The organism is Burkholderia arboris, from assembly GCF_902499125.1.
GTDB lineage: Bacteria > Pseudomonadota > Gammaproteobacteria > Burkholderiales > Burkholderiaceae > Burkholderia > Burkholderia arboris.
The window spans coordinates 13,685-30,317 of the sequence record NZ_CABVPX010000016.1 but is presented as its reverse complement, the minus strand read 5'-3'; the positions used below and the strand labels follow the sequence as shown (position 1 = coordinate 30,317).

Genomic DNA, 16,633 nt, shown 5'->3' with positions numbered 1-16,633 from the left:
GCGTTACAGCGTAGAATGGGCCGAAAGTTTGACAAGCAGTCAGGAGACATTCGTGAATCACCCTGCCCCGCCGGCCACCACGCGCCGCCCGCTGCCCCCCGCCATGCTCGATGCGCTGCGCGCCGCCTTCGGCGAGCGCGTGTCGACCGCCGACGCGGTCCGCGCCCACCACGGCCGCGACGAATCGCCGTTCGATCCGCAACTGCCCGACGCCGTCGTGTTCGCGCACAGCACCGACGACGTATGCGAAGTCGTGTCGCTGTGCTCGCTCTACAGCGTACCGCTGATCCCGTACGGCGCCGGCTCGTCGCTGGAAGGCCACCTGCTCGCGGTGCGCGGCGGCGTGTCGCTCGACCTGTCGGAAATGAACCGTGTGCTGTCGATCAACGCCGAAGACCTGACTGTAACGGTCGAGCCGGGCATCACGCGCAAGGCGCTCAACGAAGCGCTGCGCGACACCGGCCTGTTCTTCCCGATCGACCCGGGCGCCGACGCCAGCATCGGCGGAATGACCGCGACCCGCGCATCGGGCACCAACGCCGTGCGCTACGGCACGATGCGCGAGAACGTGCTCGGCCTGACCGCGGTGCTCGCCGACGGCCGCGTGGTGAAAACCGGCTCGCGCGCCCGCAAGTCGTCGGCCGGCTACGACCTCACGCGCCTGTTCGTCGGGTCCGAAGGCACGCTCGGCGTGATCACCGAGATCACGCTGCGCCTGCACCCGCTGCCCGAAGCCGTATCGGCCGCCATCTGCACGTTCCCGACGATGGGCGACGCAGTACGCACCGTGATCGAGACGATCCAGATCGGCGTGCCGATCGCGCGCGTCGAATTCGTCGATGCGCTCGCCGTGCGTTCGATCAACCGCCATTCGAACCTGACGCTGACCGAAGCGCCGACGCTGTTCTTCGAATTCCACGGCACCGAGGCCGGCGTGAAGGAACAGGCCGAGCTCGTGCAGGCGCTCGCCGGCCAGAACAACGGCCAGGGCTTCGAATGGGCGACGCGCCCCGAGGACCGTACCCGGCTCTGGGCCGCGCGCCACAACGCGTACTTCGCGATGCTGCAGCTGAAGCCCGGCTGTCGCGCGGTGACGACCGACGTGTGCGTGCCGATCTCGCAGCTCGCCGCATGCGTCGAGGAAACCGAAGTCGACCTGCGCGCGTCGTCGCTGCCCTGCCCGATCGTCGGTCACGTCGGCGACGGCAATTTCCACGTCGCGATCCTGATCGATCCCGGCAAACCCGAGGAAATCGCCGAAGCCGAGCACATCAACGACCGGATCGTCGAGCGCGCGCTGCGCCTCGGCGGCACCTGCACGGGCGAGCACGGCGTCGGGCTGCACAAGATGCGTTTCCTGCCGAAGGAGCACGGCGACAACGCGATCGACACGATGCGCGCGATCAAGCTCGCGCTCGATCCGCGCAACCTGATGAATCCGGGCAAGATTTTCACGTGCTGACACGGCGGCGCACCATCGCGCCGCCTGCTGCAGGAGACCTCATGAACGCTCCCGTCGAACTGTCGAGCGCGGCCCGCGCGCAGCGCCAGCGCGAAGTGGTGCAGGCGCTGATGGCCGTGCTGCCGACGCACTGCCTGCTGTACCGCGACGAAGACACGGCGCCGTACGAATGCGATGGCCTGTCCGCGTACCGCCGCCTGCCGCTCGCGGTCGCGCTGCCGGAAACCGAATCGCAGGTGCAGCGGATCGTGCAGATCTGCCGCCGCATGGAAGTGCCGATCGTGCCGCGCGGCGCAGGCACGAGCCTGTCGGGCGGCGCGCTGCCGATCGCGCTCGGCGTCGTGCTGTCGCTCGCGCGCTTCACGCGCATCGTCGAAGTCGATCCGTACGCGCGCACGGCGACCGTGCAACCCGGCGTGCGCAACCTCGCGATCTCGGAAGCCGCCGCGCCGTACGGCCTGTATTACGCGCCCGATCCTTCATCGCAGATCGCGTGCACGATCGGCGGCAACGTCGCGGAAAATTCCGGCGGCGTCCATTGCCTGAAATACGGACTGACCGTACACAACGTGATGCGTGTGCGCGCGGTGACGATCGACGGCGAGGTCGTCGAATTCGGCTCGCTCGCGCTCGACATGCCCGGCCTCGACCTGCTCGCCGTGATGATCGGCAGCGAAGGGATGTTCGCGATCGTCACCGAAGTGACGGTGCGGCTGATCCCGAAGCCGCAGACCGCGCAGCTCGTGATGGCGAGCTTTGACGACGTCGTCAAGGGCGGCGAGGCCGTCGCGGCGATCATCGCGTCGGGCATCATCCCCGCTGGGCTCGAGATGATGGACAAGCCGGCCACACAGGCCGTCGAGGCGTTCACGCACGCGGGCTACGACCTCGATGCGAAGGCGATCCTGCTGTGCGAATCGGACGGCACGCCGGAAGAAGTCGCCGAGGAGATCGTGCGGATGACGGCCGTGCTGCGCGAACACGGCGCGACGCGCATCCAGGTGTCGCGCAACGAACAGGAGCGGCTGCGCTACTGGTCGGGCCGCAAGAACGCGTTCCCGGCAGCCGGCCGCATTTCCGCGGATTACTACTGCATGGACGGCACCGTGCCGCGCCGCGCGATCGGTCCGCTGCTCGCGCGCATCGAACAACTCGAGACGCGCTACGGGTTACGCTGCATCAACGTGTTCCATGCGGGCGACGGCAACATGCATCCGCTGATCCTGTACAACGCGAACGATCCGGACGAGCTGCACCGTGCCGAGCAGTTCGGCGCGGAAATCCTCGAATGCTGCGTGGAATTCGGCGGCAGCGTGACGGGCGAACACGGTGTCGGCATCGAGAAGCTCAATTCGATGTGCGTACAGTTCTCGCCGCAGGAGCGCGATGCATTCTTCGCGGTCAAGCGCGCATTCGATCCGGCCGGGTTGCTGAATCCGGACAAGGGGATCCCGACCCGCGCGCGCTGCGCCGAATACGGCCGCCAGCACGTGCGCGGCGGGCTGCTGCCGCACCCCGACCTGCCGCGCTTCTGAGCGTCGCGCGGGGGCCGCGGCCCGCGCGCGCGTCCGCACGGGCATGCGGTATGCAATACGGGGCTTAGGGATAGTCGCGATGTGGAATCGCGCCACCCCGGTACAATCGACCGAACAACAAGTCGAGGCAGCAACAGAACATGGAAGAGGACGACATCGTCGCCGGATGGGCCGAGCGCATCCGCGCGGCCAGTGCCGATGGCCGGCCGCTGCGGATTCGCGGCGGCGGCACCAAGGACTGGTACGGCCAGGCGCTCGAAGGCGAAATTCTCGACACGCGCGCGTTTCAGGGCGTCGTGTCGTACGACCCGGCCGAACTCGTCGTCACGGTCCGCGCGGGCACGCCGCTCGCGCAGCTTGAAACCGTCCTCGCCGAGTGCGGCCAGATGCTGCCGTTCGAGCCGCCGCACTTCGGCCGCGCGGCCACGGTCGGCGGCTGCGTCGCGGCCGGCCTCGCGGGCCCGCGCCGCGCCACCTGCGGCGCCCCGCGCGATTTCGTGCTCGGCGTCGCGCTGATGAACGGCCGCGGCGAGCTGCTGCGGTTCGGCGGGCAGGTCGTGAAGAACGTCGCCGGCTACGACGTGTCGCGGCTGATGGCCGGCGCGCTCGGCACGCTCGGGCTGATGCTCGACCTGTCGATCAAGGTGCTGCCGATGCCCGTCGCCGAGGTCACGCTGAAGTTCGAGATGACCGCGACCGACGCGGTGCGCAAGCTCAACGAATGGGGCGGCCATCCGTTGCCCGTCAGCGCCAGCGCCTGGCGCAACGGCACGCTCGTGCTGCGCCTGTCGGGCGCCGAAGCGGCCGTGAAATCCGCGAAGACGCTGCTCGGCGGCGAAGTCGTCGACGCGGTCGAAGCCGAGCGCTTCTGGGCCGGCCTGCGCGAGCATACCGACCCGTTCTTCAACGGCATCCCGCCTGGCTACGCGCTGTGGCGCCTCGCATTGCCGTCGATCACCGAACCGATGCACCTGCCCGGCACCCAGCTGATGGAATGGGGCGGCGCGCAGCGCTGGTGGATCACCGACGCCGATGCGCAGACCGTGCGCATGAGCGCGAAGCAGGCTGGCGGCCACGCGACGCTGTTCCGCGCGGGCGACGCGTACGACCGCAGCGCGGGCGTGTTCACGCCGCTCCCCGCCCCGATGATGAAAATCCACCGCGGGCTGAAGGCCGCGTTCGATCCCGCGCGCATCTTCAACCGCGGCCGGCTCTACCCTGATCTCTGAGGGATCGATGCAAACGAACCTCGCCGATTTCATCCGCAACACGCCCGACGGCGACGAGGCCGACGCGATCCTGCGCAAGTGCGTGCACTGCGGGTTCTGCACCGCGACCTGCCCGACCTACCAGCTCCTCGGCGACGAACTCGACGGCCCGCGCGGCCGCATCTACCTGATCAAGCAGATGGTCGAAGGGGCGCCCGTCACGCGCAGCACGCAGCAGCACCTCGACCGCTGCCTCACGTGCCGCAGCTGCGAGACGACCTGCCCGTCCGGCGTCCAGTACGGCCGGCTCGTCGAGATCGGCCGCAAGCACGTCGAAGCACAGGTGCAGCGCCCCGTGCAGCAACGCCTGATGCGCCGCGTGCTCGCGAGCCTCGTGCCGAACGCCGCGCTGTTCTCGCCGGTGATGCGGCTCGGCCAGCACGTGCGGCCGCTGTTGCCGAAGCGGCTGCGCGACAAGGTGCCGCCGCGCACGCGGCTGCTCGAATGGCCGCACCGCACGCATACGCGCAAGATGCTGATGCTCGGCGGCTGCGTGCAGCCGTCGATGCTGCCCAACATCAACATCGCGACCGCGCGCGTGCTCGACGCGCTCGGCATCGAGACGGTCGTCGCGCCCGACGCGGGCTGCTGCGGCGCGATCCGCCTGCACCTGAACTATCACGACGAAGCGCTCGACGACGCGCGCCGCAACATCGACGCGTGGTGGCCGCACGTCGAACAGGGCGCCGAGGCAATCGTGATGAATGCGTCGGGCTGCGGCGCGACGGTGCTCGAATATGCACATCTGCTGCGCGACGATCCGGCCTACGCGGAAAAGGCGCAGCGCATCGTGTCGCTGACGCGCGACATCTCCGACGTGCTGCTCGCGTTCGAGGCGGAACTCGCGACGCTCGCGCGGCGCCGCGCGATTCATACGGTCGCGTACCACCCGCCGTGCACGCTGCAGCACGGCCAGCAGTCGCGCGGCAAGGTCGAACGGCTGCTCGAGACGCTCGGCATCGACGTGCGGCTGCCGGCCGACAGCCATCTGTGCTGCGGCTCGGCCGGCACCTATTCGCTGACGCAGCCGTCGCTGTCGTACCGGTTGCGCAAGCAGAAGCTGCTGAAGCTGCAGGCGCTCGAACCGCAGATGATCGTGTCCGGCAACATCGGCTGCATCGCACACCTGCAGAGCGGCACGCAGATTCCGGTCGCCCACTGGGTCCAGCTGGTCGAGCATTTGCTGTACGGCTGAGCCCTGCTCCCGCCAATGACGGGCGTGTGCGCGGCGTCCGTATAATGAGCGGATCGATGCGCCGCGTGTCGCGGCGCATCGGCTTCATGCCCGCTTCCGTGCCTGCTTTCGTGCCCGTCATGTCCGATCTTGCCGCCCGTCTCGACTCCGTTCATCGCCGCATTGCCGACGCCGCCCGCGCGGCCGGCCGCGATCCCGCCACCATCTCGCTGCTCGCCGTGTCGAAGACGTTCCCCGCCGACGACGTGCGCGCCGCGCATGAAGCCGGACAACGCGCGTTCGGTGAAAACTACGTGCAGGAATCGATCGACAAGATCGACGCGCTCGCCGACCTGCGCGCAAGCCTCGAATGGCATTTCATCGGGCCGCTGCAATCGAACAAGACGCGCCCCGTCGCCGAGCGCTTCGACTGGGTCCATTCGGTCGACCGGCTGAAGATCGCGCAGCGCCTGTCGGAACAGCGCCCCGCCCACCTGCCGCCGCTCAACGTGTGCGTGCAGGTGAACATCAGCGGCGAGGCGTCGAAGAGCGGCGTCGCGCCGGCCGACGTGGCCGAGGTCGCGCGCGCGGTTGCCGCGCTGCCGTCGCTGCGGCTGCGCGGCCTGATGGCGATTCCCGAACCGGCCGGCGATACCGATGCACAACGCGTGCCGCATCGTGCGCTGCGCGCGCTGTTCGACACGTTGCGCGCCGACGGCCTGCCGCTCGACACGCTGTCGATGGGCATGTCCGCCGATCTCGACGCGGCCGTGCTCGAAGGCGCGACGATCGTGCGCGTCGGCACCGCGATCTTCGGCGCGCGCGATTATTCGCACTGAGCGCCGCGCCATTTCCGCCTTTCCGTTCACTCACCTGCTCATTCGGACATCATGAAAATCGCATTCATCGGCGGCGGCAACATGGCCGCGGCCCTGATCGGCGGCCTGATCAAGCGCGGCGTCGCCGCTGACGGCCTGTATGCCATCGACGTCAACGAAGACGTCCGCGCGCGCGCCGCGCAGCAATTCGGCGTGCGCACCGGCGCGGCCACCGACGCGACGCTCGCCGGGTACGACGCGATCGTGCTCGCGGTGAAGCCGCAGGTGCTGAAGGACGTCGCACAGGCGCTCGCGCCGCACCTGACGTCGCAGCTCGTGATCAGCATCGCGGCGGGCATCCGCGGCACGGATCTCGCGCGCTGGCTCGGCGACTACGCGCGCGTCGTGCGCACGATGCCGAACACGCCTGCGCTGGTCGGCATGGGCGTGACGGGCCTCGCCGCGCTGCCGGGCGTCGACGCGGCGGGCCGCGAACTCGCATCGAACGTGCTCGGCGCGGTCGGCGAGATCGTGTGGTTCGACGACGAATCGCAGCTCGACGCCGTCACGGCCATTTCGGGCAGCGGCCCCGCGTACGTGTTCTATTTCATCGAAGCACTGCAGGAAGCTGCGCGCCGCCTCGGCATGAACGACGAGCAAGGTCGCGCGCTCGCGGTCGCGACGTTCACGGGCGCCGCGCAACTGGCCGCGCAATCGGGCGAGCCGGCGAGCGTGCTGCGCGAGCGCGTGACGTCGAAGGGTGGCACGACGGCCGCTGCGCTCGCGGCGTTCGACGCGCAAGGCGTGAAGGAAGCGATCGTGCGCGGCGCGCTCGCGGCCGAAGCGCGTGCGAAGGAAATGGGCGACGAACTCGGCCGCGCGTAAGCACGGTCGCGCCCGCCGGGTCTCCGGCACGCGACGTAAAAAAAGCGGCCATCAGGCCGCTTTTTTATTGGCAGCGCGCCGGGCGCGCGGCTTCGTTCAGTTACCCGCCAGCAGGTAATGCGCGGCGATCCCCGCGAACAGCACGCCGCCGAGCCAGTTGTTGTGCCGGAACGCCGCGAAGCACGGCATCCGCTCACGGTCCTTGATCAGCGTGTAGTGATACAGCGCGCAGCCGGCCGCGGCGGCCCAGCCGGCCCAGTACACGAGACCGAAGCCGAGCGTCACGCCGACCCACACGTAGATACCGAGCGTCACCGCGTAGCACGCCATCACGGCCGCGACGTCGAAGCGGCCGAACGTCAGTGCGGACGTACGGATGCCGATCTTGATGTCGTCGTCGCGATCGACCATTGCGTACTCGGTGTCGTACGCGACCGACCAGAAGATGTTCGCGATCAGCATGATCCACGCGATCACCGGTACCGTGTCCTGCACGGCCGCGAACGCCATCGGGATCCCGAAGCCGAACGCGATGCCGAGATACGCCTGCGGAATCGCGAAGAAGCGCTTCATGAACGGATACGAGCCCGCGACGAACAGCGCGACGACAGACAGCTCCTTCGTCAGCGTGTTCAGCGGCAGGATCAGCAGGAATGCGATGAACGACAGCCCGACCGCGATCGCGACGGCCTCCCATGCGCGGATCTTGCCCGACGTCAGCGGCCGGTCGGCCGTGCGCTTCACGTGACGGTCGAAATCGCGGTCGGCGTAGTCGTTCATCGCGCAGCCGGCCGAGCGCATCAGCAGCGTGCCGAGCGTGAAGATCACGAGCAGCGGCCAGCGCGGGTGGCCGTCCGACGCGATCCACAGCGCGTTGAGCGTCGGCCACAGCAGCAGCAGGCTGCCGATCGGCTTGTCCATCCGGACGAGCCGCAGATACAGGGGAAAGCGGGCAAGCATGGCGAAGCACCGGGAAGATAACCCCGGCATTTTAGAGCCGAGCGGCGCTTCGCGTCATGTCGGGGCAGCCCGCAGCCGGCTGCCGGCGGGCGGGCATACGCCGCCCGGGCCCGCTGCAGGCGGCTGTGCCGTCGTGCGCATCAATCAAGGGACAGGTTCGACATCTCGGCGGATCGGACCGAAAGGCAGCCGTTCGCGGCCGTGCCGTGCTTACGCGAGCAGCGACAGCAGCCTCCACGCGGTCTTTTCATGCGTCTGCAGGCGCTGCGTCAGCAGGTCAGCAGTCGGCTCGTCGCTCGCCGCGTCGGCGATCGGGAAGCTGTCGCGTGCGGTGCGCACGACCGTCTCGTGCCCTTCGACGAGCTGGCGGATCATCTCCTCGGCGGCCGGCATGCCCTTCGCTTGCGGCACCGACGACAGTTTCGCGAAATCGGCGAACGTGCCCGGCGCAACGACGCCGAGCGTGCGAATGCGCTCGGCGACCGAATCGACCGCGAGCCGCAGTGCGTTGTACTGCGCCTCGAACATCAGGTGCAGCGTGTTGAACATCGGGCCCGTGACGTTCCAGTGGAAATTGTGGGTCCTCAGGTACAGCGAGAACGTATCGGCGAGCAGCCCCGACAGGCCGTCCGGGATCTTCTTGCGGCCCTTGTCGCCGATGCCGATGTTGATCGGCGCGGCACGAGTCATTCCCGGCATGTTCCGGACTCCTGATTCAATGACCCAGGGCAATGAAAGCGAATCGGGCTACCTGCTGTCGATGCCGCGCCGCGCTCAGGCGGCCGCGATCGCGTGCAGCGCTTGTGACACCAGTTCGGCCACACCGCCGATGACAATCGCGAATCCGACGACGTACCGCGCGATCTCGGCCGGCGCCCGCACCTTCGGCGCCGCCAGTGCGGCGCGCATGTTCAATATCATTTGCGACATGATCGTCACTCCTTCAACGAAATCCGTGATCCAGTAGAAACGGCCGGTCGGACGACCGGCCGTTTCCCGTTACTGCCTCACCGTGCTACTGCACGGCGGCGCTCATGCGAGGTCGAAGCGGTCGAGGTTCATCACCTTGTTCCAGGCGGCGACGAAGTCGCGTGCGAACTTCTCCTTCGCATCCGCGCTGCCGTACACCTCGGCCAGCGCACGCAGTTGCGCATGCGAGCCGAAGATCAGGTCGACACGCGTGCCCGTCCACTTGACCTTGCCCGTCGCGCGATCGCGCCCTTCGAACACGTCGTTCGCGGCCGACGCCGGCTTCCATTCCGTGCCCATGTCGAGCAGGTTCACGAAGAAGTCGTTCGTCAGCGCTTCCGGACGATCGGTGAACACGCCGTGCTTCGCGTCGCCCGCATTCGCGCCGAGCACACGCAGCCCACCGACGAGCACCGTCATCTCCGGCGCGCTCAGCGTCAGCAGCTGCGCCTTGTCGACCAGCAGCGCCTCGGCCGGCGTCTTGTACGCGTGCTTCAGGAAGTTGCGGAAACCGTCGGCGAGCGGCTCGAGCACGGCCATTGCCTCGACGTCGGTCTCTTCCTGCGTCGCATCCGCGCGGCCCGGTGCGAACGGCACCGTCACCGCCACGCCCGCGTTCTTCGCCGCCTGCTCGACGCCGGCCGCGCCGGCCAGCACGATCAGGTCGGCGAGCGACACCTTCTTGCCGCCCGTCTGCGCGTCGTTGAACGCCTTCTGCACGCCTTCGAGCGTCGCGAGCACCTTCGCGAGTTCAGCCGGACGGTTCACTTCCCAGTCCTTCTGCGGGGCGAGGCGAATGCGCGCACCGTTCGCGCCGCCGCGCTTGTCCGAACCGCGGAACGTCGCTGCCGACGCCCAGGCGGTCGACACGAGCTGCGACACCGACAGGCCCGCTGCCAGCACCTTCGCCTTCAGCGCCGCGACGTCCGCGTCGTCGATCAGCTTGTGATCGACGGCCGGGATCGGGTCTTGCCACAGCAGATGTTCCGCCGGCACTTCCGTACCGAGATAGCGGGCACGCGGCCCCATGTCGCGGTGCGTGAGCTTGAACCACGCGCGTGCGAACGCGTCGGCGAACTCGGCCGGATTCTCGTAGAAGCGGCGCGAGATCTTTTCGTAGGCCGGGTCGAAGCGCAGCGACAGGTCGGTCGTCAGCATCGTCGGGCGATGCTTCTTCGACGCGTCGAACGCATCCGGGATCACGTCGCCGGCGTCCTTCGCGACCCACTGGTGCGCGCCGGCCGGGCTCTTCGTCAGCTCCCACTCATAGCTGAACAGGTGCTTGAAGAAGTCGTTGCTCCACTGCGTCGGCGTCGACGTCCACGTGACTTCGAGGCCGCTCGTGATCGCATCCTTGCCCTTGCCCGTACCGAACGTGCTCTTCCAGCCGAGGCCCTGCTCTTCCAGGCCCGCGGCTTCCGGCTCGGCGCCGACGTTCGACGCCGGACCGGCGCCGTGCGTCTTGCCGAACGTGTGGCCGCCCGCGATCAGTGCAACCGTCTCTTCGTCGTTCATCGCCATCCGCGCGAACGTCTCACGGATGTCGTGCGCGGCAGCGACCGGGTCGGGGTTGCCGTCCGGGCCTTCCGGGTTCACGTAGATGAGGCCCATCTGCACCGCGGCGAGCGGGCTTTCGAGGTCACGCTTGCCCGAGTAGCGGCTGTTCGGGCCGCCGCTCAGTTCCAGCCAGATCTTTTCCGAACCCCAGTACACGTCGTCCGGCTCCCACGTGTCGACGCGGCCGCCGGCGTAGCCGAAGGTCTTGAAGCCCATCGATTCGAGTGCGACGTTGCCGGTCAGGATCAGCAGGTCGGCCCACGAGATGTTGCGGCCGTACTTCTGCTTGATCGGCCACAGCAGCCGGCGTGCCTTGTCGAGGCTCACGTTGTCCGGCCAGCTGTTGAGCGGCGCGAAGCGCTGCTGCCCGCCGCCCGCGCCGCCGCGGCCGTCGGCCGTGCGGTAGGTGCCGGCGCTATGCCATGCCATCCGGATGAACAGGCCGCCGTAATGGCCGAAGTCGGCCGGCCACCAGTCCTGCGACGTCGTCATCAGCGCGTGCAGGTCCTGCTTCACCGCCGCGAGGTCCAGCTTCTTGAACGCCTCTGCGTAGTCGAAATCCTTGTCCATCGGATCGGACAGCGCCGAATGCCGATGCAGGATGTTCAGGTTCAGCTGATTCGGCCACCAGTCCTTGTTCGTCGTGCCGCTGCCTGCGGTGTGATTGAACGGGCACTTCGTTTCGTTCGACATGCGTTTTCTCCTTGGCTTGCTCGTATGCCTCCACCGGTTCGCTCCGGCGGCATGCCGGGCGCGGTTCGTGGAGTGTCATTGCAGGGATGGGAAACAGAACAGGTAGATCCTCCTGTCGTACTACGGGATGTCGTGCGCGGCGTTCGGCACGCGTTCCCGCTGCGACGCGCCGCAGGCGGGGCGCTCGGGGAAGCGGCTGCCGGCCGTCGTCGTGCCGGCGATGCGTGGGGTGTTCCAGCTTTCGGACATGCAATGCTCCCTCATGGCGTGACGGCAGGGAAATCGGGGGCACACAGAACCGGCGCGCGGCGGCACTCATCCGCCATACACACGGTCCGCCAGGTACGCGAACGCAATCGGGCGCAGGCTGCGAACCGCGGCCCTGGCGCGATGTACGACCGCATTGCGCGACGGGATGTTCCGCTGCGCGTGCTGCAATACCGACCGCATCATGACATCCTCCTTTGACGCTTGCATCCAACGTGCGGATCGCGCGTCGGCGTGTCGCCAATCTCTGTAATGAATTCTATTTACATCTATCGATTATTTGAAATTGATAAATTTCATCTATGTAATAGCGAAAAATAAACGGGGTCGCAGGACCCCGTTCATCATGCTGCCACGCACGCATGGCGGGTGCGTCAGTTCATCGTGGCCGGCATGTCGAGCTTCGCGACGCCCGGCAGCTCGCACGCGGAAATCGCGTCGCTGATCGCGTCGATCGCAGGCATCCGCGTGAAGCTCTTGCGCCACACGAGCACCACGCGGCGGTCGGGCACCGGTTCGTTGAACGGCACGTACGACAGCAGCTCGGCATCGGGGCCGTTCGCGCGCGGGCCGACCTCGGTGACCGACATCCGCGGCAGCACGGTGATGCCGACACCGCTCGCGACCATGTGGCGAATGGTTTCGAGCGACGAGCCCTCGAAGGTCTTCTGGATGCCGTCGGCCGTCTGCGAGAAGCGCATCAGCTCCGGGCACACGCCGAGCACGTGATCGCGGAAGCAGTGACCGTTGCCGAGCAGCAGCATGGTTTCCTGCTTCAGGTCCTCGGCGTCGATTTCCTCGCGCTTCTCCCACGGATGGCCGGCCGGCAGCGCGACGACGAACGGCTCGTCGTACAGCGGCCGCACCATCAGGCCGGTTTCCGGGAACGGCAGTGCCATGATCGCGGCGTCGATCTCGCCCTGCTTCAGCAGTTCGAGCAGCTTCAGCGTGTAGTTCTCCTGCAGCATCAGCGGCATCTGCGGGACACGCTGGATCATTTGCTTGACAAGCGTCGGCAGCAGGTACGGCCCGATCGTGTAGATCACGCCGAGGCGGAACGGGCCGACCAGCGGATCCTTGCCCTGCTTCGCGATCTCCTTGATCGCGAAGGTCTGCTCGAGCACGCGCTGCGCCTGCGTGACGATCTGGTCGCCGATCGGCGTCACGCTCACTTCGCTCGCGCCGCGCTCGAAAATCTGCACGTTGAGCTCGTCTTCGAGCTTCTTGATCGCCACCGACAGCGTCGGCTGGCTCACGAAGCAGGCTTCGGCCGCACGGCCGAAATGCCGTTCGCGTGCGACCGCGACGATGTATTTCAATTCAGTCAGCGTCATTGTGGGTCAATCAGAGATATACAGGCGATAGGTTTAATTTATACACCCTCTGGCACCGGTTCGCCAAGTTTCTCTGCATCGCGATGCGTCGATGGGTGGCATTTTGATCCGGCCCCAAGCCGGTAAATCAGGCCTTCAGGTACTGCTCCCGCGCGCCGAGCCAGCGTGCGAGATGCTGCGTGACGACCTCGGGATACGCGGCAATCAGCCGCGTCGCGGCGTCGCGGGCCGGGTCGATCAGCCAGCCGTCGGTCTCGAGGTTCGCGAAGCGCAGCATCGCCGCGCCCGACTGGCGTGCGCCGAGGAACTCGCCGGGACCGCGGATTTCGAGGTCGCGCCGCGCGATTTCGAAACCGTCGGTCGTCTCGCGCATCGTCTTCAGCCGCTCGCGGCCGGTCAGCGACAGCGGCCCCGTGTACAGCAGCACGCACACCGACGCCGCGGTGCCGCGCCCGACGCGGCCGCGCAGCTGATGCAACTGCGCGAGGCCGAAACGCTCCGCATGCTCGATCACCATCAGCGACGCGTTCGGCACGTCGACGCCGACTTCGATCACGGTCGTCGCGACCAGCAGCTGCACGTCGTTGCGCGTGAACGCCTCCATCACGGCCGCCTTGTCGGTCGTCGACAGCCGGCCATGCACGAGCCCGACCTTCAGCTCGGGGAGTGCGGCGACCAGCGTCTCGTAGGTCTCGACGGCCGTCTGCAACTGCAAGGTCTCGCTCTCCTCGATCAGCGGGCACACCCAGTACACCTGACGTCCGGTCAGCGCGGCCTCGCGCACGCGGGCGATCACCTCCTCGCGCCGCGCATCGCCGACGAGGCGCGTCAGCACGGGCGTGCGGCCCGGCGGCAGCTCGTCGATCGTCGAGACCTCGAGATCCGCGTAATACGTCATCGCGAGCGTGCGCGGGATCGGCGTGGCCGACATCATCAGCTGGTGTGGCTGGAAGTCGCGCGCGCCGTTGGCCGCGTTCGCGGCCTTCGCGCGCAGCGCGAGACGCTGCTCGACGCCGAATCGGTGCTGTTCGTCGACGATCACGAGGCCGAGCCGCGCGAATTCGACCGTATCCTGGATGATCGCGTGCGTGCCGATCACGAGTTGCGCGGTGCCGAGCGCCGCCGCCTCGATCGCCGCGCGCTTCTCCTTCGCCTTCAGGCTGCCCGCGAGCCATGCGACCGTGACGCCGAGCGGCTCGAGCCACGCGCGCAGCTTGCGCGCGTGCTGTTCCGCGAGGATTTCGGTGGGCGCCATCAGCGCGGCCTGGTAGCCGGCGTCGATCGCCTGCGTGGCCGCCAGTGCCGCGACGACCGTCTTGCCGCTACCGACGTCGCCCTGCAGCAGGCGCTGCATCGGATGGGCGAGCGTGAGGTCGTGCGCGATCTCGTCGACGACGCGCGCCTGCGCGCCCGTCAGCGTGAACGGCAGCGCCGCATAGAGCCGCGTCGTCAGCGCCTCGGCATCGCTCGCGGTGCGGCGCGGCATCGCGGGCGCGGCGCGCGTGCGGCGCTCCTCGTGCGCCCGCTTGAGCGACAGCTGCTGCGCGAGCAGCTCCTCGAACTTGATGCGCGTCCACGCCGGATGCGAGCCGTCCATCAGCGCGGCTTCGTCGGAATCGACGCGCGGGTGGTGCAGGATGCGTACCGCCTGCTCGAGCGTCGGCACGTCGAGCGGCCGCAGGTAGTCGCGCTCGATCTCCGGCGGCAACAGCTCCGGCAGCGGCGTGCGCTCGACCGCGTTCTCGATCGCCTTGCGCAGATACGCCTGCGACACGCCGGCCGTGCTCGGGTAGACGGGCGTGAGCACCTGCGGCAGCGGCGCATCGGCTTCGACGACACGCACGGCCGGATGCACCATCTCCATCCCGAAGAAGCCGCCGCGCACGTCGCCGCGCACCCGCAGCCGCTGGCCGACGGCCATCTGCTTGACCTGCGACCCGTAGAAATTCAGGAAGCGCAGCACGAGATGCTCGCCGTCGTCGTCCTGGATTTTCACGACGAGCTGGCGGCGCGGCCGGAACGCGACCTCGTTGTCGAACACCACGCCTTCGGCCTGCGCGATGCCGCCCGGCAGCAGCTCGCCGATCGGCGTGAGCGTGGTTTCGTCCTCGTAGCGCATCGGCAGATGCAGCACGAGATCGATCGAACGCGTGAGGCCGAGCTTCGCGAGCTTGTCGACGGTCTTCACCGGCTTGTCGGCGGCCGCCTTCTTCTTGCGTTTCGCGCCCGCCGCGCCCGCTTCGTCGCCCGCCGCGGCGCCTTCGGCATCGGGCGCGGCGGCGGCCGGCTGCGCGAGCCGCCCGTCGGCGCCGCGCTTCGGGCCGGCACGGCGCGCACCAGTGCCCGACGCGGGCGGTGCGGACGATGCGGTATCGTCCGCGTCGAACGGATCGGCGGAATCGGCTACGGCGGCGGGGGAACGGCGTGGTGACACAGGCATCGGATCGTCTGGGTGCTTCGCAAGGCAAGTACAATAGCGGCTTTCACGTCGTCCGAACGAACGACGCCGGCCAGGCCGCGCATCCCGCCATCATAGCGGCTCGCGCGCCCCAATTACGCGTTTCCGCCCTGCCGGCGACGCCCGCCGGCCGCTTCGAACCAGCCCGCATGTTCACGCTTTCCGATTTCGATTTCAATCTGCCGCCCGAGCTGATTGCACAAACCGCGCTGCCCGATCGCACCGCGAGCCGCCTGCTCGAGGTCGACCGCGGCGTCGAGCCCGCACGCCTCGTCGACCGTCATTTCACCGAGCTGCCGTCGTGCATCGCGCCCGGCGACCTGCTCGTCTTCAACGATACCAAGGTGCTGAAGGCGCGCTTCTTCGGCCAGAAGGCCAGCGGCGGCAAGATCGAGGTGCTGATCGAGCGCGTGACGGGCACGCACACGGCGCTCGCGCAAATCCGCGCGAGCAAGTCGCCGGGCGCCGGCACGACGCTGCGCCTCGCCGACGCATTCGACGTGACGGTCGGCGAGCGCGTCGAGCCGTTCTTCACGCTGCACTTCCCGGCGCCGTGCCTCGACCTGATCGAGCAGTTCGGCCGCCTGCCGCTGCCGCCGTATATCGAGCACGATCCCGACGCGACCGACGAAACGCGCTACCAGACCGTCTATGCGAGCAACCCGGGCGCGGTCGCCGCACCGACGGCCGGGCTGCACTTCGACCAGCCGCTGCTCGACCGGCTCGACGCGATGGGCGTCGAGCGCGCGACGCTGACGCTGCACGTCGGCGCCGGCACGTTCCAGCCGGTGCGCGTCGACAACATCGCCGAGCACAAGATGCACAGCGAGTGGTACGACCTGCCACAGTCGCTGGTCGACCGGATCGCCGCAACCCGCGCACGCGGCGGCAACGTGATCGCGGTCGGCACGACGTCGATGCGCGCGCTCGAAGCCGCCGCGCGCTCGGCCGACGAAGCGGGCCGCCCGCTTGCGGCGACGCAGGCCGAGACCGACATCTTCATCACGCCCGGCTACCGGTTCCGCGTGGTCGACCGGCTCGTCACGAACTTCCACCTGCCGAAGTCGACGCTGCTGATGCTGGTGTCCGCGTTCGCGGGCGTCGAGACGATCCGCGCCGCCTACCGGCACGCGATCGACGAACGCTACCGTTTCTTCAGCTACGGCGACGCGATGCTGCTCACGCGGCGCGACACGCCGGAGGCGCCGCACGCGTAAGCGTCGCGCCGCCGCGCACCCGTTTTTTTCACCGCC

At 68.2% G+C, this 16,633-nt stretch carries 14 protein-coding genes; 8 read left to right on the top strand and 6 right to left on the bottom strand.

Annotation, left to right across the window (positions count from 1 at the left end; translation table 11 throughout):
* Positions 1-52 precede the first annotated feature (52 nt).
* The 6 genes from BLA15945_RS19990 (at position 53) to proC (ending at position 7,142) form a co-directional block, all read left to right on the top strand.
* On the top strand, positions 53-1,462 hold the full coding sequence (locus BLA15945_RS19990; RefSeq protein WP_059236028.1) for an FAD-binding oxidoreductase: 1,410 nt from the start codon (positions 53-55) through the stop codon (positions 1,460-1,462).
* A gap of 41 nt (positions 1,463-1,503) precedes the next feature.
* On the top strand, positions 1,504-2,997 hold the full coding sequence (locus BLA15945_RS19985) for an FAD-linked oxidase C-terminal domain-containing protein (protein ID WP_059236029.1): 1,494 nt from the start codon (positions 1,504-1,506) through the stop codon (positions 2,995-2,997).
* A gap of 140 nt (positions 2,998-3,137) precedes the next feature.
* Positions 3,138-4,226 carry a glycolate oxidase subunit GlcE gene (glcE, locus tag BLA15945_RS19980; protein WP_059236031.1) on the top strand — a complete coding sequence of 363 codons (1,089 nt, stop codon included), beginning with the start codon at positions 3,138-3,140 and terminating at the stop codon, positions 4,224-4,226.
* 7 nt (positions 4,227-4,233) lie between these two features.
* Positions 4,234-5,460: a glycolate oxidase subunit GlcF gene (gene glcF, locus BLA15945_RS19975; protein WP_059236033.1), complete on the top strand. Its 1,227-nt coding sequence runs from the start codon at positions 4,234-4,236 to the stop codon at positions 5,458-5,460.
* Between the two features lie 119 nt (positions 5,461-5,579).
* Positions 5,580-6,278: a YggS family pyridoxal phosphate-dependent enzyme gene (locus BLA15945_RS19970; protein WP_174993208.1), complete on the top strand. Its 699-nt coding sequence runs from the start codon at positions 5,580-5,582 to the stop codon at positions 6,276-6,278.
* 51 nt (positions 6,279-6,329) lie between these two features.
* Positions 6,330-7,142, top strand: coding sequence for a pyrroline-5-carboxylate reductase (gene proC / locus BLA15945_RS19965; protein ID WP_059236035.1), 813 nt, complete (start codon positions 6,330-6,332; stop codon positions 7,140-7,142).
* A gap of 96 nt (positions 7,143-7,238) precedes the next feature.
* Here the strand turns inward: proC and ubiA are convergent, their stop codons facing one another.
* Entirely contained in the window at positions 7,239-8,102 is an 864-nt protein-coding gene (gene ubiA / locus BLA15945_RS19960; protein WP_059236036.1) for a 4-hydroxybenzoate octaprenyltransferase, read from the bottom strand.
* Between the two features lie 210 nt (positions 8,103-8,312).
* Entirely contained in the window at positions 8,313-8,801 is a 489-nt protein-coding gene (locus tag BLA15945_RS19955) for a Dps family protein (RefSeq protein WP_174993207.1), read from the bottom strand.
* 19 nt (positions 8,802-8,820) lie between these two features.
* Here BLA15945_RS19955 and BLA15945_RS19950 point away from each other — a divergent pair, with 19 nt between their 5' ends.
* Positions 8,821-9,069 (top strand): hypothetical protein, encoded by a 249-nt coding sequence (locus BLA15945_RS19950; RefSeq protein WP_155627176.1) that lies wholly within the window; start codon positions 8,821-8,823, stop codon positions 9,067-9,069.
* Between the two features lie 65 nt (positions 9,070-9,134).
* Here the strand turns inward: BLA15945_RS19950 and katG are convergent, their stop codons facing one another.
* From katG to recG, 4 genes are all read right to left on the bottom strand, one after another.
* Positions 9,135-11,321 carry a catalase/peroxidase HPI gene (gene katG, locus BLA15945_RS19945; RefSeq protein WP_174993206.1) on the bottom strand — a complete coding sequence of 729 codons (2,187 nt, stop codon included), beginning with the start codon at positions 11,319-11,321 and terminating at the stop codon, positions 9,135-9,137.
* A 120-nt stretch (positions 11,322-11,441) separates the two neighbouring features.
* Positions 11,442-11,570 (bottom strand): hypothetical protein, encoded by a 129-nt coding sequence (locus BLA15945_RS37870; protein ID WP_256085575.1) that lies wholly within the window; start codon positions 11,568-11,570, stop codon positions 11,442-11,444.
* Between the two features lie 392 nt (positions 11,571-11,962).
* The gene (locus tag BLA15945_RS19940) at positions 11,963-12,922 is read right to left on the bottom strand and encodes a hydrogen peroxide-inducible genes activator (RefSeq protein WP_059236042.1); all 960 of its coding nucleotides are present in this window, start codon (positions 12,920-12,922) and stop codon (positions 11,963-11,965) included.
* Between the two features lie 127 nt (positions 12,923-13,049).
* Complete coding sequence (gene recG / locus BLA15945_RS19935) at positions 13,050-15,362, bottom strand: ATP-dependent DNA helicase RecG (protein ID WP_174993205.1); 2,313 nt, start codon at positions 15,360-15,362, stop codon at positions 13,050-13,052.
* Between the two features lie 167 nt (positions 15,363-15,529).
* On the opposite strand from recG, the gene queA reads away from it, so the two are divergent.
* Positions 15,530-16,597 (top strand): tRNA preQ1(34) S-adenosylmethionine ribosyltransferase-isomerase QueA, encoded by a 1,068-nt coding sequence (gene queA / locus BLA15945_RS19930; RefSeq protein WP_059236046.1) that lies wholly within the window; start codon positions 15,530-15,532, stop codon positions 16,595-16,597.
* The last annotated feature ends 36 nt before the right edge of the window (positions 16,598-16,633 follow it).